This is a genomic window from Salegentibacter tibetensis (assembly GCF_020164485.1).
GTDB lineage: Bacteria > Bacteroidota > Bacteroidia > Flavobacteriales > Flavobacteriaceae > Salegentibacter > Salegentibacter tibetensis.
In genome coordinates, this window is the sequence record NZ_JAIQZA010000027.1 from 25561 (window position 1) to 47816 (window position 22256).

17 protein-coding genes are annotated in these 22256 nt (G+C 38.2%); 6 read left to right on the forward strand and 11 right to left on the reverse strand.

All coding sequences use genetic code 11. The features are described 5' to 3' along the window. Nucleotides 1-89: 89 nt before the first annotated feature. The 5 genes from LB467_RS13580 to surE are packed head-to-tail and all read right to left on the reverse strand — an operon-like array spanning nt 90 to nt 4899. Nucleotides 90-2135 (reverse strand): ComEC/Rec2 family competence protein, encoded by a 2046-nt coding sequence (locus LB467_RS13580; RefSeq protein WP_224474590.1) that lies wholly within the window; start codon nt 2133-2135, stop codon nt 90-92. Between the two features lie 47 nt (nt 2136-2182). Next, on the reverse strand, nt 2183-2722 hold the full coding sequence (locus tag LB467_RS13585; protein WP_224474591.1) for a C40 family peptidase: 540 nt from the start codon (nt 2720-2722) through the stop codon (nt 2183-2185). A 3-nt stretch (nt 2723-2725) separates the two neighbouring features. Continuing rightward, a complete protein-coding gene (lpxB, locus tag LB467_RS13590) occupies nt 2726-3841 on the reverse strand; it encodes a lipid-A-disaccharide synthase (RefSeq protein WP_224474592.1) in 1116 nt (371 codons plus the stop codon). Between the two features lies 1 nt (nt 3842). Then, nucleotides 3843-4124 (reverse strand): hypothetical protein, encoded by a 282-nt coding sequence (locus tag LB467_RS13595; protein WP_224474593.1) that lies wholly within the window; start codon nt 4122-4124, stop codon nt 3843-3845. Next, nucleotides 4117-4899: a 5'/3'-nucleotidase SurE gene (gene surE, locus LB467_RS13600; RefSeq protein ID WP_224474594.1), complete on the reverse strand. Its 783-nt coding sequence runs from the start codon at nt 4897-4899 to the stop codon at nt 4117-4119. The genes LB467_RS13595 and surE overlap by 8 nt, the downstream gene beginning before the upstream one ends. Before the next feature lie 146 nt (nt 4900-5045). On the opposite strand from surE, the gene LB467_RS13605 reads away from it, so the two are divergent. Then, nucleotides 5046-7181 carry a carboxy terminal-processing peptidase gene (locus LB467_RS13605; protein ID WP_224474595.1) on the forward strand — a complete coding sequence of 712 codons (2136 nt, stop codon included), beginning with the start codon at nt 5046-5048 and terminating at the stop codon, nt 7179-7181. A 317-nt stretch (nt 7182-7498) separates the two neighbouring features. Here LB467_RS13605 and rodA read toward each other — a convergent pair whose 3' ends face one another. The 5 genes from rodA to purH form a co-directional block, all read right to left on the reverse strand. Further along, nucleotides 7499-8746: a rod shape-determining protein RodA gene (rodA, locus tag LB467_RS13610; protein WP_224474596.1), complete on the reverse strand. Its 1248-nt coding sequence runs from the start codon at nt 8744-8746 to the stop codon at nt 7499-7501. Next, nucleotides 8747-10615 carry a penicillin-binding protein 2 gene (gene mrdA / locus LB467_RS13615; RefSeq protein ID WP_224474597.1) on the reverse strand — a complete coding sequence of 623 codons (1869 nt, stop codon included), beginning with the start codon at nt 10613-10615 and terminating at the stop codon, nt 8747-8749. Nucleotides 10616-11107: 492 nt separating this feature from the next. Further along, nucleotides 11108-11932: a rod shape-determining protein MreC gene (gene mreC / locus LB467_RS13625; protein WP_224474599.1), complete on the reverse strand. Its 825-nt coding sequence runs from the start codon at nt 11930-11932 to the stop codon at nt 11108-11110. A 13-nt stretch (nt 11933-11945) separates the two neighbouring features. Continuing rightward, on the reverse strand, nt 11946-12974 hold the full coding sequence (locus tag LB467_RS13630) for a rod shape-determining protein (protein WP_057482684.1): 1029 nt from the start codon (nt 12972-12974) through the stop codon (nt 11946-11948). A 38-nt stretch (nt 12975-13012) separates the two neighbouring features. Next, nucleotides 13013-14545: a bifunctional phosphoribosylaminoimidazolecarboxamide formyltransferase/IMP cyclohydrolase gene (gene purH / locus LB467_RS13635; RefSeq protein WP_224474600.1), complete on the reverse strand. Its 1533-nt coding sequence runs from the start codon at nt 14543-14545 to the stop codon at nt 13013-13015. 239 nt (nt 14546-14784) lie between these two features. Here purH and LB467_RS13640 point away from each other — a divergent pair, with 239 nt between their 5' ends. Then, a complete protein-coding gene (locus tag LB467_RS13640) occupies nt 14785-16038 on the forward strand; it encodes an ABC transporter permease (RefSeq protein ID WP_224474601.1) in 1254 nt (417 codons plus the stop codon). Nucleotides 16039-16177: 139 nt separating this feature from the next. Here the strand turns inward: LB467_RS13640 and LB467_RS13645 are convergent, their stop codons facing one another. Continuing rightward, nucleotides 16178-16639 (reverse strand): GAF domain-containing protein, encoded by a 462-nt coding sequence (locus tag LB467_RS13645; RefSeq protein WP_224474602.1) that lies wholly within the window; start codon nt 16637-16639, stop codon nt 16178-16180. A gap of 87 nt (nt 16640-16726) precedes the next feature. On the opposite strand from LB467_RS13645, the gene xrtF reads away from it, so the two are divergent. The 4 genes from xrtF to LB467_RS13665 all read left to right on the forward strand — a co-directional run bounded on the left by xrtF (nt 16727) and on the right by LB467_RS13665 (nt 22231). Then, nucleotides 16727-17272 (forward strand): exosortase family protein XrtF, encoded by a 546-nt coding sequence (gene xrtF, locus LB467_RS13650; RefSeq protein WP_224474603.1) that lies wholly within the window; start codon nt 16727-16729, stop codon nt 17270-17272. Beyond that, nucleotides 17269-17712: an exosortase F system-associated membrane protein gene (locus LB467_RS13655; RefSeq protein WP_224474604.1), complete on the forward strand. Its 444-nt coding sequence runs from the start codon at nt 17269-17271 to the stop codon at nt 17710-17712. The genes xrtF and LB467_RS13655 overlap by 4 nt, the downstream gene beginning before the upstream one ends. 66 nt (nt 17713-17778) lie before the next feature. Continuing rightward, on the forward strand, nt 17779-18171 hold the full coding sequence (locus LB467_RS13660; RefSeq protein ID WP_224474605.1) for an HYC_CC_PP family protein: 393 nt from the start codon (nt 17779-17781) through the stop codon (nt 18169-18171). A 211-nt stretch (nt 18172-18382) separates the two neighbouring features. After that, nucleotides 18383-22231 carry an efflux RND transporter permease subunit gene (locus LB467_RS13665; RefSeq protein WP_224474606.1) on the forward strand — a complete coding sequence of 1283 codons (3849 nt, stop codon included), beginning with the start codon at nt 18383-18385 and terminating at the stop codon, nt 22229-22231. Nucleotides 22232-22256 lie beyond the last annotated feature (25 nt).

The window sequence follows — 22256 nt, forward strand, 5'->3', positions numbered from 1 at the left end:
GAGAATGAAAAACTTCAGTTTCGAGACCATCGGTAGTGTATTTAATCTTGATTATCGAGTAAAATTTAAGTTTTAGTTGATAGTGGATCCTAAGGTTCAGTAGAGATGCGGAAAGCTCCGTTTTTGCCAGTATGGTGAAAACGGGTTTTTTGTTTTCTGGCTGTTTCTGCCCAGCGCGCTACATAAGTATGATAATTGCTGCCATCGGCAATAATTATTTCAGGGTTTAAATGCTGAATAAGCCTCTCTAAGTTAACTTTAGGTGAATCCCGAAGTAATACCAGGTCAGGTCGAAAATCTTTAAGCTGGTAAACTGCGCTGCTGTCTACAATTAATATACTGGCTTCAGTTAAAGCTAAAACATCGGGTAGTTTTTTATCTTCGATTTGATTAATATTCCTGCCCGTTTTGTAATCTTTGACCCTTATTTCCTTATAAAAATCATCTTCTAAATTATGATAAAGCATTAGCTTTTCATCTTTCTGGATACCAATCATAGTCTTCCTGGGTTTATGAAATACAATACTTTCTGAAGAGCAATTTTGCACTTTGCTGTAAAGCATACTCCACTGAAATAAAACAATTCCGCAGAGAAAGAAAACCAGGTTTCTGAAGCTTTTCTGATAGATTAAAAGAATGAAAAAGAAAATCAATAAATACGCACTTAAATTTTGCCATATATTAAAATGGATGTCAGTAAAAACAAACTCTTCTTGTCCCGCAACCCAACCGATGAATTGATTCATATAAGCTATAAGCTTTCCGTAGGTTTCTGCTAAAAAATCTGGGAGAAAATTTAGTAAGGTGAATAAAATTACTAAAAACCCCAGTCCCAAAATAAGTCCCAAAGCCGGTAAAACCACCAGGTTTGAAATAAAGAACAAGCCCGGAAATTGATGAAAATAGAATAAACTTAAAGGTAAAACCCCAATTTGTGCAGAAATACTTACGCTTAATAGTCCCCAAAAGTATTTTGTGATTTTAAATCGGGGTTCCCATAGCTTAAATAATTTAGGCTGAATGGTAACAATGGCAAAGACTGCGAGGTAACTTAGCTGAAAACCTACCTGAAAAATGAAATACGGATTTACAAGAAGTAAAATGAACAGCGAAATAAATAAACTGTTTAAAATACTCGTTTTTCTTCGCATTTGCATCCCAATAGCGATAAAAGAAAACATAGTCACCGCTCGCACCACCGAGGGAGAAAGCCCTGCTAAGATTGCAAAACCCCACATTAATAAAATTAACAGCAGGGTTTTTAATATAAGTCCATTTTTAAAATAATTAAGCGGTTTAAAAAGCCAGTTTAAAATGAGTAAAATAATACCCACGTGAAGTCCGGATACGGCCAGAATATGAATAGCTCCCGCGGCGGCATATTCTTCATAAATCTCTTTTGAAATATCCTGCCTTTGTCCCAGCAATAAAGCCTGCATTATAGCTAGTTCGTTTTTCTCAATCTTAGTATCTGAAAGTTTTCTAATAATCCTTTCCCTAAAATTTGAAGCCATGCTAATAGGGGATTCTGCTTTTACAGGTAAAAGATAGAATTCAGAATTACTGATTTGTAACTGCTTTTCTACCCGCTGTTTTTGCATATAGTTTCGGTAATTAAAGCGATATGGATTTAGCGGTTCAGTAATATTGGTGAGTTTATATGGAACAAGCAGTTTCATTCCGGGTGCTAACTCTTTACCAAGGGAATCTTTTGAGATATTTAGTAAGACTTTTCCAGTTACCGGTATGGAATTTTCTTTTGAAAGAATCTTTTCAACTTCAGCTATGAAGGGGCGGGTGTAAAGGTTAGGTTTCAGGCTTTCTTTAATGCGAAGTTGCATTAGTTCAGCTTCAGTATTTTCAAGATTTACATAATGTTTTGGCTGGTTCTTTGGCTGCTGAAGATATGCTGTGGCAACTCCCAGGGTAAAAATTAAACTCCAGGTGCATATTCCGAAGAAAATATCGTCAAATAATTGTTCACGTGCTCTCAAATAACCTAGACAGAAAATAACAAATAGAAAGCCTAAGAATATAAAAAGTGGGAAGCCGGGAATTTCCAGGCAAAAACCGGTGATTATTCCCAGAATCAGGAATATAGAAAGTTTGATGATCGTTAAATTAAGAAATTGCATCCCCTTTATATTAATTACTGGGGCGGCAAAATTGAAGATACTAAAAATTATAAAATTCTGCGGGCCATTACAAAAGATCCATTCCAGTAAGGTTCAGAAAGAGAAGAAATTATCACACCCCGGGAGGTAGAGGAGTGGATAAAATAAATATTTTCGGGTTCTATTTCTACCACTAAACCTACGTGGTTAATCACTTTTCGGTTTTTGTTAGTTTCAAAAAATAGGAGATCACCCGGAGCTACCTTTTTTAAGTACAGGCGTTCCCCCTCTAAAGACAATGCGCGGGAAGTTCTGGGAATAGCGATATCTTCTTCTAAAAATGCGGTGTAAATAAGTCCGGAGCAATCCATCCCCCGCCTGGTAGTCCCGCCATATTTGTAACGCGTGCCTTCAAAACTTTTGGCTTTAGAAATAATGTTATAGACTTTTTTATCGGTGGGTTCAATTTCAGCATTTCTTGAATGAGAAACCCTTTCAGAGCGTTTATCGTCACTTTTAGTGGTAATCACCTTTGAACGCGAGCTTCCGCAGGAAATAAGACTTAGCATAAAAAAGCCTAAAAAAAGTAATTTAAAAACCTGCTGCATAGATCAATTTTTAATCGCATTCACAATAAGCTGAGCCGTTTTTTCACTGGCTCCTTTTCCACCCAGTTTTCTTTCCAATTCAAAATAGTCTTTAAAAATCCTGGTGCGATTTTCCTCTTCCAGTATCTTCTTAAACTCTTTTTTGAGCGTTTTCGTATTAAAATCGTTCTGAATTAGCTCTTTTACTACCTCCCGGTCCATAATAAGATTTACCAAAGAAATATAATCCAGGTTCACAACCCGCCTGGCAATTTGGTAAGAAACATAACTGCCTTTATAGCAAACCACTTCGGGGATTTTAAACAATGCGGTTTCTAAAGTTGCAGTCCCCGAGGTTACCATCGCCGCGTGGGAAAGGCTTAGCACATCATAAGTTTTGTTCATTACCAGTTTGATGTTTTTATGCTTGATAAAGGGAGCATAAAACTCAGCGTCCTGGCTAGGTGCGCCTGCAATCACAAACTGATATTCGGGGAAATCTGGTGTAATGCTCAGCATTACTTCCAGCATTTTTGAAATCTCCTGTTTACGGCTTCCGGGCAGCACTGCAATTATGGGCCTGTGGTCTAGCTGGTTTTCTTTTTTAATAGCCGCCACATTAGGTAGCCCTTTTTGGCCAATAGCATCTATAAGGGGATGCCCTACAAAATGTACCGGAAAGTTATGTTTTTCTTCATAAAATTCCTTTTCAAATGGCAGGATCACGTACATATGGTCTATGTCCCGCTTTATCGAATCAATCCTGTTTTCTTTCCAGGCCCAAATTTGCGGGGAAATGTAATAATGTGTTTGATAGCCTTCTTCTTTAGCCCACTTGGCAATCCTTAAATTAAAGCCGGGATAATCTATAAAAATAATGGCATCGGGCTTAAATTCGGTAATATCATCTTTGCAAAATGAAATATTCTGAAGAATGGTTTTCAGGTTAAAAAGCACTTCAACAAATCCCATAAAAGCCAGTTCCCGGTAATGTTTTACCAGCTGTCCGCCTTGTTCCTGCATAAGGTCGCCACCCCAAAACCTGAATTCAGCCTGGGAATCGTTTTTTTTCAAAGCACGCATCAGGTTAGATGCGTGAAGATCTCCAGAAGCTTCACCTGCTATTATGTAATATTTCATTTTAAACTATTTTTGAGATAAAAATGGTAATGGCGGCAATAATGGTAGCCAATAGTACACCTCTTGCGTGATAAATTTGTTTCTTCCGAAGAAAGACAAAGAAAGGCAAAAAGTTTAAAATAGCTCCGAGGGCAATTAGCTTCCCGATATAAGCTTCAGCCATTGCATCGTCCAGGGTTTCGTCTATTCCCATTTCAGAAAAAAGCAGGATATAAAGGAAAATGCCGCCTATATTGGCAGAAATTCCGGTTAAGAATCCTATAAAGATGTTTTGCTTAATCATTAAGTTCCCAATTATTTAGATCGTCTAAAAAGTGATGTGCCGTTAAATCAAATTGAACAGGTACAACCGATACATAACCTTTTTCCAGGGCCCATTCATCTGTGTCTTCACCTTTATCTTTATTTACGAATTTTCCGGTAAGCCAGTAATATTCGCGTCCCTGAGGATTTGTTCTTTTGTCGAATTCTTCTTCCCAATGCGCATTTGCCTGCCTGCAAACTCTCATTCCTTTAATTTCGGAAGCAGGAAGTTTCGGGATATTTACATTTAAAACTACTCCTTTTGGAAGGCCGTTTTTAATAACATTTCGGGTAATTTCCTTCACATATTTTCGGGCAGGTTCAAAATTGGCATTTAATGAATAATCTAATAATGAAAATCCTATGGCGGGAATTCCTTCTACACCGGCTTCTACCGCTGCGCTCATTGTTCCCGAGTAGATCACGTTAATAGAAGAATTAGAGCCATGGTTGATGCCGCTCACACATAAATCTGGTTTGCGGTGCAGGATTTCCTGCGTGGCAATTTTCACGCAATCTGCCGGGGTGCCAGAGCAGCTGTATTCTTTATGTTTATAATTCTCTTTAATAGTAACCCGCTCACAAAATAAAGTGTCGCTAATGGTAATGGCGTGACCCATTCCGCTTTGTGGACTGTCTGGCGCTACCACCACCACATCACCCAGCTCTTTCATCACTTCAATTAAAGTTCTAATTCCGGGTGCGGTTATACCATCGTCGTTGGTTACTAAGATTAAAGGTTTTTTCTTCGTCATAGTATATTTTTTATATAAGCTAAAATAGTAATTTCAGTAAGAAACCTTATCTTAGTAGTTTAACAAATTATTATTACCTGTTAGCTTTATTGGCACAATTTTTAATGTATTTTGGAGAGCTGTTAATGATGAAATTTATGCTATTTATGAAAAGGAATTTGAAAATCTTAGTGGTGATGCTTTTAATGGCCGCCACATCCTGTAGTTTTACTACTAAAAAATTCGACGACCCTAATAAAGATAAGCTTCTTATAGATCTTATTACCTATGTTCTTAATGAAGGACACTATGATGCCAGAGATATTAATGACGAATTTTCTGAAGGAGTCTATGATAAATATCTTGAAGGTTTAGACGGGTCTAAGCGTTTCTTTTATGCCAGTGATATTAAAGAGTTTAATGAATACAGGGATAAGATAGACGATCAGATTAAAGACAAGGAAATTGACTTTTTTGATCTTACGTATAACCGACTTTTAAAACGTTCTGGTGAAGCGCGGGATATCTACAAAGAAATCCTTGAAAAACCCTTTGATTTTTCTGAAGTTGAAGACATCGATACAGATTTTTCTGAAGCTGAATATGTTACTTCGAAAAAGGAATTAAAAGAGCGTTGGAGAAAACAGCTTAAATTTTCTGCACTAATCACTTATCACGATAAAGTGGAAGAAGAAGAACAGAAAAAAGAAGAAGATCCAGATTACGAAATGAAGTCTAAAGAAGAGCTTGAAAAAGAAGCTCGCGAGGTTACTTTAAATTCTTTAGATGAATATTATGATTTTACCGATGATCTGGAGCGTAAAGATTACTTTTCAGTTTATTTAAATTCAATCGTGGAGGCTTTTGATCCTCACACCTTTTATTTTGCACCTCAGGACAAAGATAGGTTTGATATCGCTATGTCTGGGAAATTGGAAGGAATTGGCGCACGACTGCAAAAGAAGAGCGACAATATTACAGTTACCGAAGTAATCTCTGGCGGACCTGCCTGGAGAAGTGAAGAGCTATCTGAAGGGGATGAGATTCTAAAAGTACAACAGGAAGATGAAGATGATGCGGTGAGTATTGTAGGTATGCGTCTGGAAGATGCGGTAGATCTAATTAAAGGTCCAAAAGACTCTAAAGTTACCTTAACGGTTCGTAAAAAATTAATGGGTAACATTCAGGAAATCACTATAACCAGGGATATTGTTGAAATTGAAGAAACCTATGCTAAAACCGCCATGGTAGAGCAGGAAGGAAAGAATTTTGGTGTAATTAATTTACCTAAGTTCTATTTTAATATGGAAGATTATGAAGAGCGAAATGCTGCTTCAGATATCAAGAAAGATATTATTCGTTTAAAGGAAAAAGATATGGACGGTCTTGTCCTCGACCTTAGAAATAATGGAGGAGGATCTTTGAAAACAGTGGTTGATATTGCAGGTCTTTTTATTGAAGAAGGGCCAATTGTTCAGGTCAAGTCTAGCGGACAAAGGAAAGAGATCCTTTCAGACGAAGATCCATCTGTACTTTGGGATGGACCTCTTGTGATATTGGTAAACGAACTTTCAGCTTCGGCTTCAGAAATTCTGGCTGCTGCAATGCAGGATTATAAACGAGCCATTATTATTGGAAGTAAACAAACCTATGGAAAAGGTACTGTTCAAAATGTAATAGATCTGAATAGATGGTTAAGAAGCAATGAATTTGGAGATGTTGGAGCCCTTAAATTAACTACCCAAAAGTTTTACAGGGTAAATGGGGGGTCTACCCAATTAGAAGGCGTTAAAAGTGATGTAGTGGTGCCAGATCGTTACAGTTTTGTTGATATCGGGGAGAAAGACCAGGACAATCCTTTACCCTGGGATAAAATCGATCCAGCTAAATATGATGTTTGGGATGGCTACGTAGATTTTGAAAAAACTATTTCTGAAAGTAAAGAACGAATGAGCTCTAATGAGCAATTAAAGCTTATAGAGCAACATGCAAAATGGATTAAAGACCAGAGTGAAAATAATTTTCACTCCCTGAATTTTGAAGAGTATGCTGCAACGGCAGAGCGAAACCAGGAAATGGCAAAAAGTTTTGATTCTATAAATAACTACAAGACAAACCTTACTTTTACCTCTTTACCTTATGAAGAGGAAATGTTTAAGAACGATACAATCCTAAAGGAGAAAAGAGATCGTTGGCATACTAATCTAAGTAAGGATGTTTACGTTGAGGAAGCAATTCACGTACTATCTGATATGCGTAAGAATAATATTAGAGAGGATAAGCTGGCAAAAGTGAGAGACTAATAACTCTATAGAAAATAGAAAAGCGCTTCAGTTAATGGAGCGCTTTTTTTATGCGTAATAAAATTAATTTATCTTGAAGTCTTATTGAACCAAACAGAAATTTGCACTTGCAAGATTCACAAAATCCTTTAGATTTATTTGTCCTAAGAAATGCTTATCATGAAGCTCTAATTTTTCAATTTAATTATTTTGAATTTTTATAGAAAGAATTTTAATTCAGAAAAAACATAAATTTGCCGTATGCTTAAAAGAAAATATATTTATCCGTTAATTATTCTGGTTGTTGCAGCATTCTTGTTAGTAGTAGAAGGCTGTAATTAAAATGACATCCTATCTGAATCCAACTTAATAAAAATAAAGAGGAGGATTGTAAAGGCCCAAAGCCCGGAGCCACCGTAGCTTAAAAAGGGTAGGGGGATACCCACGGTGGGAAAAACACCAATTACCATCCCAATATTCACCAGGAAGTGCATAAAGATAATTCCAATTACGCCGTAACCATATACCCTGTTAAAAGTGGATCGTTGCCTTTCTGCAAGGTAGAGTAAACGTAGCATCAGCAGGACAAAAAGGGCAAGAATAAAGGTGCTACCTAGAAAGCCCCATTCTTCACCAACCGTGCTAAAAATATAATCAGTGTGCTGTTCTGGTACAAAATGTCCTTTGGTTTGGGTGCCTTCAGTCCAGCCTTTTCCGAATAATCCGCCGCTGCCTATGGCAATTTCACTCTGATTAGTATTATAGCCTATTCCACGGGCATCCACTTCCTTCCCTAACACGATATTGAACCTATCCCGGTGATGTTGTTTAAAGACATTTTCAAATACATAATTTACCGAAAGCGAAAACCCGATGGCCACTGCGGCAAAGAAGAGGTATTTAAGAATATTAGGCCTTCTTTTAAGGTTTTTAAGATAAACTAATATTGCAATTAATAAAACACCGCCAATTACCCATAAAGGACCAAAAGCCAGGGTAGCCACAAATAAGGTTGCTGCAAAAAAGCCCAATAATAAATAAGCAAAATGAAGTCCCTCCCGGTACAGCGCAAAAGCAAATGAAAAATACACCACAGCACTTCCTGCGTCCGGCTGCAATAGTACTAAGATCAGTGGAAGGGCGATAATTAGAAAAACCCTTAATTGATGCTTAAAATCCTTGATATTGGTTTGTATGCCGCTAAGGTATTTTGCCACAGCTAGTGCAGTGGCGGCCTTGGCAAATTCTGCAGGTTGAATACTAATAGAGCCTATTTGATACCATGCCGTTTGCCCTGCAATAGTACTTCCAAAAATAAATAGGCCTGCCAGGCTTAAGAGGCTTATTGCATAAATAACACTGGAGAAACGCTGATAAAATTTCGCTTCAATAGATAACAATATAATTATTAGAAGGAAGCTTAAGATTATCCAAAGTCCCTGTTTGCTGTATATTTGATTGAATTCCAGAAAACTGGTATGACTTTCTGTTAAGGAAGCTGAGTAAATATTAGCCCAACCAAAACCTACTAATAAGAGATAAATTAAAATAGTAATCCAATCGAAACCTGTTACGCCTTTCCCCATTTATCGATTTATTATAAAAGGTTCTCCGCTTAATGGTTTTGCATATTCATCTTCAAGACTGTGATTTAAAATCCAGTCTTCCATATCTGTTCGGGTTATTTCTCTTTTAATATATTTTTCTACCATCAGGCTTGCAATTCTTCCTGCATACCGGCTTCCCCAATATCCATTTTCAACAAATACTGCTATTGCTATTTTGGGATTGTCTACAGGTGCAAAAGCTACAAAGATCGAGTGGTCGGTAAGTTGGGTTCGTTTTCCGTCTATTTTTGTAAAGTTTTCTGCAGTTCCCGTTTTCCCGGCGATTTCAATACCTGGTATTTGAAGGCTTCTAGCAGTACCACTTTTATAAACCTGGTGCATTCCTTCAACTACCGGGTCAAAATGTTTTGTATCTACAGTGGTTTTGTTCTTGACAGTAAACTTTTCTTCCTTAATAGGATCACCTTCAACTTTCTTCAAAATATGGGGCGTATAATACCAGCCGCGATTCGCTATAGTAGCGGTCATATTTGCTAACTGAATGGGCGTCATCAAAACCTCACCCTGGCCAATGGCATTAGAAATCGTTGCGGTAGAGTACCACTTATAAGTTGGGTAATTGTAAATTCGGTTATAGTATTCGGCATCAGGTATTTTTCCCGGTCTTCCTGTACTGAGGTCATTCCCCATAAACTGTCCAAGTCCAAAACTTTTTAAATGTTTGTTCCAGGTATCGATTCCTTCCTGTGGAGTTGGGTGCTTTTCAATAGTTTTGCGGTAAACCTGGGCAAAATACGCGTTGCAGGAATGTGCTATTCCCGGAACCATATCCAGTGGACTGGGATGTGCATGGCAACCTAAAGGACGTCTTGCTCCGTAGTTATATCCGTTATTGCAGGAAAACCTGTCATCGGTATCTACCACCCCTTCCTGAAGCCCGATTAAGGCGGTTAAAGCTTTAAAAGGAGATCCTGGAGGATACTCAGCTAAGAGTCCCCGGTCGTAAAGTGGCTGGGCAATAGAATCGTAATAAAGTCTGGTGTAATTAGGGGATCTTTTTCGCCCTACCAGTAATGCAGGATCGTAATTGGGGGCAGTTACCAACGATAAAATTTCACCGCTTCCGGGTTCTATAGCAACAATACCTCCTCGTTTGTTTTTCATCAATTTTTCTCCATAGGCCTGAAGTTCGGCATCTATGGTTATGCTAATATCTTTCCCTTTGGTAGGGAGTGTATCGTAAATACCGTCTTTATACGGACCAATATTCCGGTTAAATCTATCTTTCTGAATATATTTCACGCCTTTTTCGCCACGTAATAGTTCTTCGTAGACTGATTCTACTCCACTTCGCCCAATAAGATCCCCGGAAATATAATAAGGATCCTCATTAACTTTCTTCTGATTTACCTGAGTAATATATCCCAGCACATTTGCGCTATGGTCTACCTGGTAATCCCTTAAAGAACGCTTTTGGATATAAAAACCTTCATATTTGCGCATTTTTTCCTGTAGATAGGCGTATTCTGATTTGGTGAGCTGGGGAATAATTACCGATGGAAGAATAGGGGAATAGATTTTGGCCTTATCTAATCGGCGACCCAATTCTTCAGGTTCTATGCTTAGAATTTCACAGAATTCTGTAGTATCAAAAGGCTTCAGGTTTCGCGGAATAGCCATGACATCATAAGATGGTTGGTTAGAAACCATTAACTTCCCGTTTCGGTCTGAAATATAACCGCGCTGCGGATAATCGTAAACCACTTCTATAGCATTATCCTGAGATCTTACCGTAAAAGAATCGTCCATTATTTGCAAATAGAATAACCGGGCAAGAAAAATAATGCCGGTGGTAAGGATAATAATGTAAAGGAGTAATTTTCTCATCTATATTTTTTGCTGAAAACTGCCAGACTTAGTATGATCATAATAACACTGAAAATCCCTGAAAATAACGTTTTTTTAAGGACTATTATTATATGACTTAAGCTGAACATTTCCAAGAAAAATAATATAAAATGATGAATTATAATACTGATAAAAATATAGCTCAACCTTGCACCAAATGGGGTTGTGGAAAGTCTTAGATTTTGATGGTCATAGCTTATTCCGAAAGAAAAACGCAGCAAATTAGGTCTTATAAAAGCAATCACTACACAGGCCGCGGCATGAACCCCGCCGCTATCTTCAAAAAGGTCTATGCTGAAACCCAGGAGAAAAGCCAGTATTAAAAAAACACTTTGATTGCCGTTAAACGGGTAAAGCAAAATAAATAACACATATAAATATGGGTTTATGTAACCCAGGAAATTAATGTTATTTAGGATAAGCACCTGTATAAACACAAATCCTACAAATCTAATGATATTTTTTAGAATACTATTGTTCATCTTCCCGCTCTAATTCCTGTATTTCTTCCTTATCCAGGTTTTCAATAACATATACATAGCCAATATTGGTCATATCATTAAAGAGCTTAACATTAATAGTGTAATAACTCTCGCTTTGATCCAGTTTAAAATCTTCAATACTACCTATAGGAATTCCTTCCGGAAAAATTAAGGATCGACCTCCCGTAACTATGGTGTCTCCTTTTTTTACAGGAGCTTGCCTGGGTACGTCTATTAATTGGACGATATTAGGGTTTTTGCCATTCCAGATCAAACTCCCAAAATGGTTGGTTTTATTTAACTGCGCATTAATTTTAGAATCTGAATTTAATATAGAAATTACCCGTGAGAACCTGTTGTTAACCCTGTCCACAATTCCAATTACTCCTTTGCTGGTAATTACTCCGAATTCAGATTTTATTCCTGCCTCTTTCCCCTGGTTCAGGGTGAGAAAGTTATTAGGTTTGGCGTAGTTGTTATTAATAACCCTTGCCGTTCTAAAATAATAAGTCCCATCAAAGCTGGTAGTATCGGTATAATTTTCTACAGAAATAGTATCGTTTAAGTTTGTGAGCACGTTGCGTAGCTGCTTGTTTTCTTCCATTAAGCGCTCGTTGTACTCATCCAAATGCATATACTTGTCGAAATCGTTGGCCCAGGAATAAATACCACCGGTAAGCACATTGGCCGAACTTATAAAGCTGCTCTTGTGAAAAGAGTGGGTTTGAATCGTGAAAAATACAGCTAAAGCAAGCAGAAACAAGAATAGAATATTATTCTTATTCCGAATAAGAAAATTGAAAATTTGCTGCATAAAACTACTTCTCCTACTTTATCAAAATTCCCTTATAACGATTTAGGGTTTTTAAGCATATTCCAGTTCCTCTTACCACTGCCCTTAGTGGATCTTCAGCGATATAAACCGGAAGATCGGTTTTTTGGGATAACCTTTTGTCCAGTCCCCGTAACATAGATCCACCGCCGGCAAGGTAAATACCGGTATTATAAATATCGGCAGCAAGTTCAGGCGGAGTTTGCGATAAGGTTTCCATCACTGCGTCTTCGATCCTTAAAATCGACTTATCCAAAGCTTTGGCAATTTCACGATAAGAAATATTCACCTGCTTGGGTTTTCCTGTTAAAAGGTCACGCCCCTGCACGCTCATTTCTTCTGGTGGAACTTCTAAATCTTCAGTCGCTGCACCAATCTGGATTTTTATTTTTTCAGCAGTACGCTCTCCCACATAAAGGTTATGCTGGGTACGCATATAGTAAACAATATCGTTAGTGAATACATCACCCGCAATTTTAACCGATTTATCACATACAATTCCGCCAAGGGCAATCACCGCAATTTCGGTAGTACCACCACCTATATCTACGATCATATTTCCTTTTGGCTGCATAATATCTACCCCAATACCAATCGCCGCAGCCATAGGTTCGTGAATAAGGTAAACCTCTTTCCCGTTAACACGCTCCGCACTTTCTTTTACTGCACGCATTTCAACTTCTGTAATTCCTGAAGGTATACAAATTACCATTCTAAGCGCCGGAGTAAACATTTTCTTTTTAAGCGCGGGAATTTCCTTAATGAACATCGTGAGCATCTTTTCACTGGCGTCAAAATCGGCAATTACCCCGTCTTTCAAAGGGCGAATGGTTTTTATGTTTTCATGGGTTTTTCCCTGCATCATAGCAGCTTCTTTCCCTACTGCGGTTATTTTTCCCGTAGTGCGGTCTCGTGCAACAATAGAGGGGCTGTCTACAACTACTTTATCGTTGTGGATTATTAGTGTATTGGCAGTTCCTAAATCTATTGCTATTTCTTCAATGAGAAAGTCAAAAAATCCCATGCTTTGTTTGGTATTGAGGTTTGGTAAATGTAATAAAATTAATGTTTAAAATGGCGTGTTCCCGTCATCACCATAGCTATATTATTTTCGTTGCAATAATCTATACTAAGCTGATCTTTTATAGATCCGCCAGGTTGGATTACTGCTGAAATTCCTTCGTTTCCGGCAATTTCTACACAATCAGGAAACGGGAAAAATGCATCACTGGCCATTACCGCTCCATTTAAATCGAATTTAAAAGATCTTGCTTTCTCTATGCTATGGGTTAAAGCATCTACACGAGATGTTTGTCCGGTTCCGCTGGCGCACAATTGCTTGTTCTTAGCCAAAACAATAGTGTTAGATTTTGTGTGTTTGCAAATTTTGGAAGCAAACAACAGGTCAGATAACTCGGCATCTGTTGGTTTATTGTTTGTAGCTTCTTTTAAATCTTCAAGCGCATCTGTTTTATTGTCTTTATCCTGAACCAAGATCCCGTTTAGACAGGTTCTAACCTGTTTCTGTGGGAGCTCAGTTTCCTTCTGAATTAATAAAATCCTGTTCTTTTTTCCCTTCAATATTTCTTCAGCTTCACCAGAGAATGAAGGAGCAATCACAACCTCACAAAAAAGTTTATGAATTTCTTCAGCCGTGGTTTTATCAATTTCAACATTACTGATCAAAACTCCTCCAAAAGCTGAAACAGGATCTCCTGCTAATGCATCTACGTAAGCCCGGTGAATCGTGTCGCGTTGAGCTAAGCCACAAGCATTATTATGTTTTAAGATAGCGAAAGTTGGTGCTTCACCTTTAAATTCATTGATGAGGTTTACCGCTGCATCAACATCTAAAAGATTGTTGTATGAAAGCTCTTTCCCATGAAGTTTATCGAAAAACGCATCAAAATCCCCGTAGAAAGTTCCCTGCTGATGTGGGTTCTCACCATATCGCAATTCTTTTCCGGTTTGGATGCTTTCTTTATAAGCTTTTACTTCCCCTTCAGCATTAAAATAATTAAAAATTGCAGTATCATAATGCGAGGAAATATTAAATGCTTTCCCGGCAAAAAGTTTACGATCGGTTAGGCTGGTTTCGCCATTTTTTTCTTCCAGTAAATTTTTAAGACCTTTATAATCCTCTACCGAAGAAACGCATAGCACATCTTTAAAGTTTTTTGCTGCGGCGCGAATTAGCGAAATCCCGCCAATATCTATTTTTTCAACAATATCCTGCTCTGAAGCTCCCGAGGCTACGGTTTTTTCAAATGGATAAAGGTCTACAATCACAATGTCTATTTGCGGAATTTTGTATTCTGCAAGTTCTTTTACATCACCTTCATTATCCTGGCGATTTAAAATTCCGCCGAAGACTTTTGGGTGGAGCGTTTTCACCCTTCCGCCTAAAATTGAAGGATAAGAAGTTACATCTTCTACAGGTACTACGTCAATTCCAAGATCTTTGATAAATTTTTCGGTGCCTCCGGTAGAATAAATAGTGATTCCCAGATCGTTAAGTTTTTTTACGATAGGTTCCAGGCCTTCTTTACTAAATACAGAAATTAAAGCAGATTTTGCTTTTTTTAAGTCGCTCATTGTGTTGTGTTTGTTAAAGTGGCAAAAGTAAGTATTTAACCCAAAAACATAAAAGGCATTTACTTTATTTATCCAGAAATTTTGTAACGAATTTTAAACCCTGGCGTCATACCAGTAAACACATCAAAATCCCGGCTTTACTTACTCACTAAGTGAGATTTGAAATGTACCGGGCTGGAGTCAAAATGTTTTATTTTTCAATCAAATGCTTTGCGGTTCTGTCCCGGGCTTTATTAATTATGCTTATATATTTACGCGTACTTAAAGAAAGTTTTAATTTTGCGATAAACGCACTTAAAAACAACAAGTTAAGAACATTTTTGTCTTTGCTTGGGGTTACTATTGGAATTTTTTCCATTATTGGGGTGCTTGCCGCGGTAGATTCTTTAGAACGCGAAATTAAAGGAAGTTTAAGTGCTTTAGATAACAGCACTATAATTGTAATGCGTTTTTCTTTTGGTCCTACTGAAGTTCCTCAATGGAAGCGCCAGCAGTTTCCCGATGTCTCTTATGATGAATATCAATTCCTGAAAAGAAATCTTCCTAATACCGAAGCTATAAGTTTTAGCATTGGTGTTCCAGATGAATCTATAAAACACCAGGATGTAACCAGCACCGGCGTTGGTGTTGCTGCGATTACCCACGAATATTATGATATTGAAGCCCTTGAATTGGAAGAGGGTAGATTTTTCAATGAATCTGAATCGGTTAGTGGTTCACCGGTAATTGTTTTAGGACACGAAATTGCAAATAATCTCTTTGGTGGCTTCAGCTCACTTGGGAAAGAAGTACGGCTGTATGGCCGTAAGCTTACTGTTATTGGCGTGCTAAAAAAACAAGGAGCCAGTTTATTTGATGGCTCGAGGGATGGCCAGGTATTTCTTCCGGCTAATATAGCCAGAAGGGTTTACGGCGATAATAACAAAGGCGTTTTTCCTCAGTTAATCTTAAAACCTGAAGAGGGCGTAGATAATGCTGAATATATAGCGGTTTTAGAACAACAGCTTAGAAATTATCGCGGAATAAAACCCGGCGATATCAATAATTTCTTTGTGAACCAGTTACAGGGTTTTGCCGATTTTATAGATAATATTACCGGGCAGCTGAATTTTATAGGTCTGATTATTAGCGGGTTTTCATTACTGGTTGGTGGCTTTGGAATTGCTAATATTATGTTTGTGAGCGTTAAAGAGCGAACCAATCTTATTGGGATCCAGAAATCATTAGGGGCTAAAAACAAATTTATCCTATTCCAGTTTTTATTTGAAGCGATTATCCTGGCCATAATTGGTGGACTCGTGGGATTAGGACTGGTTTGGTTGGTTTCGCTGGCGGCTTCACAGTTTACAGGTGATTTTCAGTTTGTACTTTCACCCTGGAATATGTTTATAGGTACTGCGGTTTCAGCGGTAATCGGATTGATCTCGGGAATAATTCCCGCAATTTCGGCTTCAAAATTAGATCCTGTAGAAGCGATTAGAACGGGAATGTAAAATTCAAGAAAATAGAAAATAGATTTTAGAACAAAGACTTTTCTGATCTTGATTCTTGCATCTTTTTTCTATTCTTTCTATTCTCTCTATTCTCTCTATTCTCTCTATTCTCTCTATTCTCTCTATTCTCTTTTCTTTTTTATGCCTTTAAAACTTCAGCCACTTTCTCATTAACCCATTCCAGAAATTCTTCATCTTCCTTAGAAAAAGGATTTGGTGTGTGGGAATCAATATCAATCTGGCCAATGTTCTCGCCGTTTAGAAATAGCGGCACAACAATTTCAGCTTTAACATTAATACTACAGGCTATATAGTTAGTTTGTGCTTTTACATCGGGAACAACAAAGTTTTTATTAGAAACCGCTACCTGCCCGCAAATCCCTTTTCCGAAGGGAATAATGGTATGATCTGTAGGTTCACCGGCGAAAGAGCGTAATTTCAATTCGTCTTTATCACCATTTTTAAAATAAAAACCTACCCAGTTATAATAGGGGATATTCTCTTTTAAAACTTCACAAACCTGCAATAACCTGTGGTCTACCGATAGATGTTCGTTTTCAAGAATAGTTTTAATTTCCGGTTTTAGTTTCTGAAATGGCATAGTTGATATTTTGGTGCAAAAGTATTTAAAAATAATAGTAAGCGCAGGCTCATATTTATATAAATTTGTTAAAAACCCACTCGGAACTTGCTTAAGTTATTCGTTAAATACAAATCGGTACTTCGTTTCATCTTTATGTTTTTGGGAAGCTACCTGGTTTTCACTCTAATCTATAATCTCTATTTAGAGTTCTTTAGGTCTCCGGTTTATTTCCCTGATTATTTCACCCATCTCGTAGCAAAACAAAGTGAAGCTCTTATTACTAGTTTTGGTTATAATGCCCAAATTCTGCCACATCAATCAGAACTTTCTATGAAACTTATAGTCAATGAAGTCTACCTGGCAAGAATTATAGAGGGGTGTAATGCTATTAGTATAATCATTCTGTTTGCGGCTTTTGTTCTCTCATTTTTTGGAAGGTTAAAATTAACCTTACTCTATTTCCTGGCAGGCACCGTAATAATTTACGCGATGAATATTATTAGAATCGCTATTCTCGCGGTCGGGATTTATGAATACCCATATTACACCGATTTTCTACATAGCATCATTTTTCCATTGATTATTTACGGCACTGTATTTATCCTCTGGGTAATTTGGGTGCGTATTTACAGCCGAAAACATAAGGTATGAAACAGCTATTAAGACTTTCGGGAATTGGAATTTTGGTTGTTTTGCTGGTTTTGGTAAGGCTGTTTGAGCACCAGCTATTTTATGATCCATTTATAGATTTTTATCGTTACGGAGGGCATTTAGCTATGGAAGTTCCTCCAATTCACGTTCCCAAATTATTGCTGAATGTAAGTTTACGCTACTGGCTCAACACCCTAATTTCGCTGGTAATCCTTTTTGTAGCTTTTCGTGATAGAAATATAGTGAAATTCGCAGCTTTACTTTTTGCCCTGCTTTTTGGAATTAGTATTGCCACTTTTAGCGTACTTTACTTTAATTTGAATTCGGACAATGTAATGGGCTTGTTTTATGTTCGACGGTTTTTAATTCATCCACTATTTATTCTCATTTTGCTGCCCGCTTTTTACTATTATCGATTGAAAAAACGGGAAAACCCATAATCTCGAAAGTTATTCCCAAAAACCGGAAAGTGCTTTATTTCAAAATTTTACCTATTTTTGTAGCGGATGAAAAACGCTTTTCAACATAGCATTTCTGTAGCAATGGCATTTTTAGTGCTGTTTTCAACCTTTTCTTTTACGGTTGATAAACATTTCTGTGGAAGCTTTTTAGTAGATAAAGCCATTTTTGCTGAAGCTAAAACCTGCGGGATGGAAATGGAAACTTCAACTGAAGATTCCTGCTGTACCAACGAAAAAATAGCGGTTGAAGGCCAGGATGAGTTAAAACATCAGTTTGATTCTCTAGACCTCAGCCAGCAGCTTTTTCTTACCGGTTTTGCCTATTCTTACATATTTATTTTTGAAGATTCTTCAAAAGAAATTATTCCGTTTAAAGATTATTCCCCACCACTTTTGGTCAAAGACATACAGCTCGAAGACCAGGTTTTCCTTATTTGATATACATTTTTCTAATTATTTGTCAATTCGAGTGATTCCGATGAAATTGGAATTGTATCGAGAATCTTTTCAAATAAAATAACAATTTTAGCTCCAAAGATTCTCGCAAGATTAAACTCAACTTGACGCTGTGTGATAGTTCAAAATCAGATTGTTATCTTCTGTTTTTTGACCGCAAAAACCAAATAATTCACAATGTATATCCACATTCATGTTCAATAAGATTATCAAATATTTTCTTTATAATCGGCTCGTTTCCGTCCTGTTATTGGCTCTTCTAATAGGCTGGGGATTGGTAACCGCGCCTTTTAACTGGGATACGGGTTTTTTACCAAGTGATCCCGTTCCGGTAGACGCCATTCCCGATATTGGGGAAAATCAGCAAATTGTTTTTACCGATTGGCCCGGCCGTTCTCCACAGGATATAGAGGATCAAATCACCTATCCGCTTACCAGTTCGCTTTTGGGAATTCCCGGAGTAAAATCTATTCGTAGTTCTTCTATGTTCGGATTTTCCAGTATTTACATCATTTTTGAAGAAGATGTGGAGTTTTACTGGTCCAGAAGCAGGGTTTTAGAAAAATTGAATTCGCTTCCTGCCGGCTTACTGCCAAACGATGCCCAACCTACTTTAGGACCGGATGCTACCGGCTTGGGCCAGGTATTTTGGTACACCTTAGAAGGTCGCGATAAAGACGGAAATGTTACCGGTGGCTGGGACCTGCACGAATTACGTAAAGTTCAGGATTATTATGTTAAGCTTGGCTTAAGCGGTGCCAAAGGAGTTTCTGAAGTAGCTTCTATTGGCGGATTTGTGCAGGAATATCAAATTGATGTAAATCCCGATGCCCTTAAAGCTTACGGAATTGGCATCAACCAGGTAATGATGGCGGTTAAGAATTCCAACCGCGATGCAGGTGCGAAAACATTAGAAGTAAACAAGGTAGAATACCTTGTTCGCGGTCTCGGGTATATTAAATCTATTGAAGATATTGAAAATACCGTTGTTGCCGAAAATGATAACACACCTGTACTTATTAAAGATCTTGGCCGGGTAAGTCTGGGCCCGGCTCAGCGACGTGGTGTTTTGGATAAAGGCGGCGCTGAGGTCGTTGGCGGTGTGGTTGTAGCACGCTATGGCTCAAATCCGCTGGCGGTTATTCAAAATACTAAAGATAAAATTCAGGAAATATCATCGGGCTTACCTTCTAAAACGCTTTCTGATGGTACCGAAAGTCAACTAACCATCGTGCCATTCTACGATAGAACTCAACTGATCAATGAAACCATAAATACACTGGAGAGGGCGCTTTCCCACGAGGTGTTAATCAGTATCATTGTAATTATTGTATTGGTTTTAAACCTGCGGGCTTCTATTTTAATTTCCAGTTTATTGCCGGTGGCGGTGCTTATGACGTTTATCGCGATGCGATATTTTGGGGTAGATGCCAATGTGGTGGCACTTTCGGGAATTGCTATTGCAATTGGGATTATGGTAGATGTTGGGATCGTGTTTGTTGAAAATACCATTCGATGGCTCGAAATGCCCGAAAATAAAAATCTCCGTGGCAATAAACTGGCAGGAGTAATCTACAAAGCAACTGCTGAAGTAGCTCCCGCCGTAACCACAGCCCTTGCCACCACTATTGTGAGTTTTATCCCGGTTTTCTTTATGGAAAACGCTGAGGGTAAATTATTTCGCCCACTTGCTTTTACCAAAACTTTTGCATTGGTAGCGGCTTTTCTTATCGGTGTTTTTGTGTTGCCAATGCTGTCGTATTTCTTTTTCAACATTAAAATCGATAAAAGTAAAACCAAACGAATTTGGAATATTATCCTGATCGTTTCAGGAATCGCTTTGGCCATTGCCTTTAGTTTCTGGTTGCCTTTAGCCTTAACGCTAATCGGAATTGTAAAAATTGTTGAAGACAGGAATCCACAGTTTTTTGGGAAATATACAAATTTGGTGATTCCGGGTTTAATTTTGGCGGTTACCATATTTTTCCTTGCTGAAGAATGGATGCCACTTGGCTTTCAGAAATCGGCTTTTGTCAATTATATCTTTGTGATCCTGTTGCTTAGTATCACTTTGGTGATATTAATGATGGTTGTAAAATTCTACGAACCCATCTTAAATTGGTGTCTAACCAATAAAGGGAAATTTCTAAGCCTGCCCATAATTACTATATTTTTTGGTGCGATGATCTGGTTTGGCTTTCCAAAATTATTCGGATTTGTAGCCAACGGATTTGATAAAGTAGGCTGGAATGTGAGAACAACCCAGGTTTGGAGTGGGCTGACACACACTTTCCCCGGGGTGGGCAAAGAGTTTATGCCCTCGCTAAGCGAAGGAAGCTTTTTATTGATGCCAACCACAATGCCACATGCGGGGATGGAAGAAACCACCAAAACCCTGAGGCAACTGGATATGGCAGTAACCAGTATTCCGGAAGTTGATGTTGCCGTTGGTAAATTAGGAAGGGCAGAAACCGCTTTAGATCCGGCGCCAATTTCTATGTTTGAGAATATAATTAATTACAAACCGGAATATATTCATTCTGAAGACGGTTCAATGCAACGTTTTAAGGTTGATGATGACAACCGTTTTATTCTGAAATCCGGGGATACTTTAACCAATTCTGAAGCTATTCAGCGAGATGTTACGGCAGTAAATTTAATAGAAGATGAAGATGGCAAGTTTTACCGAAACTGGCGGGAGCATATTAATAGTCCCGACGATATTTGGAACGAAATTACCAAACGCACCAAACTTCCCGGGGTAACTTCGGCACCAAAATTACAACCCATAGAAACCCGTCTGGTGATGTTGCAAACCGGGATGCGGGCGCCAATGGGAATAAAAGTTTACGGACCTGATTTGAGAACCATTCAGGATTTTGGAATGGAACTGGAAGATTTACTAAAAGAAGTTCCTTCGGTTAAATCGGAAGCTGTTTTTGCCGATCGGGTTGTTGGAAAACCTTATCTGGAAATCGATATAGATCGAAATGCGATTGCTCGTTATGGACTTAGCATTGAAGATGTGCAGCAGACCATTGAAACCGCTATTGGCGGAATGGAAATTACTTCTACGGTTGAAGGCCGGGAGCGATTTCCGGTTAGGGTAAGGTATCCTCGCGAATTAAGGAACGACCCGGAAAGTATTAAAAACATTCTGATACCGACCTCAGATGGGGCTCAAATTCCCTTAGGAGAACTCGCTGAGCTTAACTATGAGCGCGGACCGCAAATGATAAAAAGTGAAGAAACTTTTTTAACCGCTTATGTGCTTTTTGATAAACGCGACGGTTTTGCAGAAGTAAACGTGGTAAACGATGCGCAACAGCATATTCAGGATAAAATTGATGCCGGTGAACTACAGGTGCCGCAGGGAGTGAGTTATAAATTCTCCGGGAATTATGAAAACCAGGTTAGGGCCGTAAAGCGCCTCGCAATCCTGATTCCTATCTGTTTGCTTATCATTTTCCTGTTGCTCTATTTCCAGTTTAAAAGCATTATTGCATCAACAATTCACTTTTCAGGGGTGTTTGTTGCCTTTGCTGGTGGTTTTATTATGATCTGGCTTTACGGGCAGGGCTGGTTTATGGATTTTGATATGTTCGGTACCAATATGCGTAATCTATTCCAGATGCACGAGATTAATTTAAGTGTGGCGGTTTGGGTAGGTTTTATCGCTTTATTTGGTATTGCTACAGATGATGGCGTTTTAATGGGAACTTATATTCACCAGGTTTTTGAACGTAAAAACCCAAAAACAGTTTCAGAAGTTCGTGATGCGGTAATGGAAGCCGGTTTAAAAAGGGTGCGCCCCGCAATGATGACCACTGCGGTAACTATAATTGCGCTTTTCCCCGTATTGACTTCAACCGGAAAAGGTTCCGATATCATGGTGCCTATGGCCATCCCAATTGTGGGCGGAATGGTGATTCAGATTATGACGATTTTTGTGGTGCCGGTTTTACAGGCCATTTGGAGGGAAAATGCTTCTTCTAATTCCACAGAAGAAAATGGAGAAGAACCAACAACAATTCAGGCTTAGAATTTCTGAATGAAATAAGAATCAG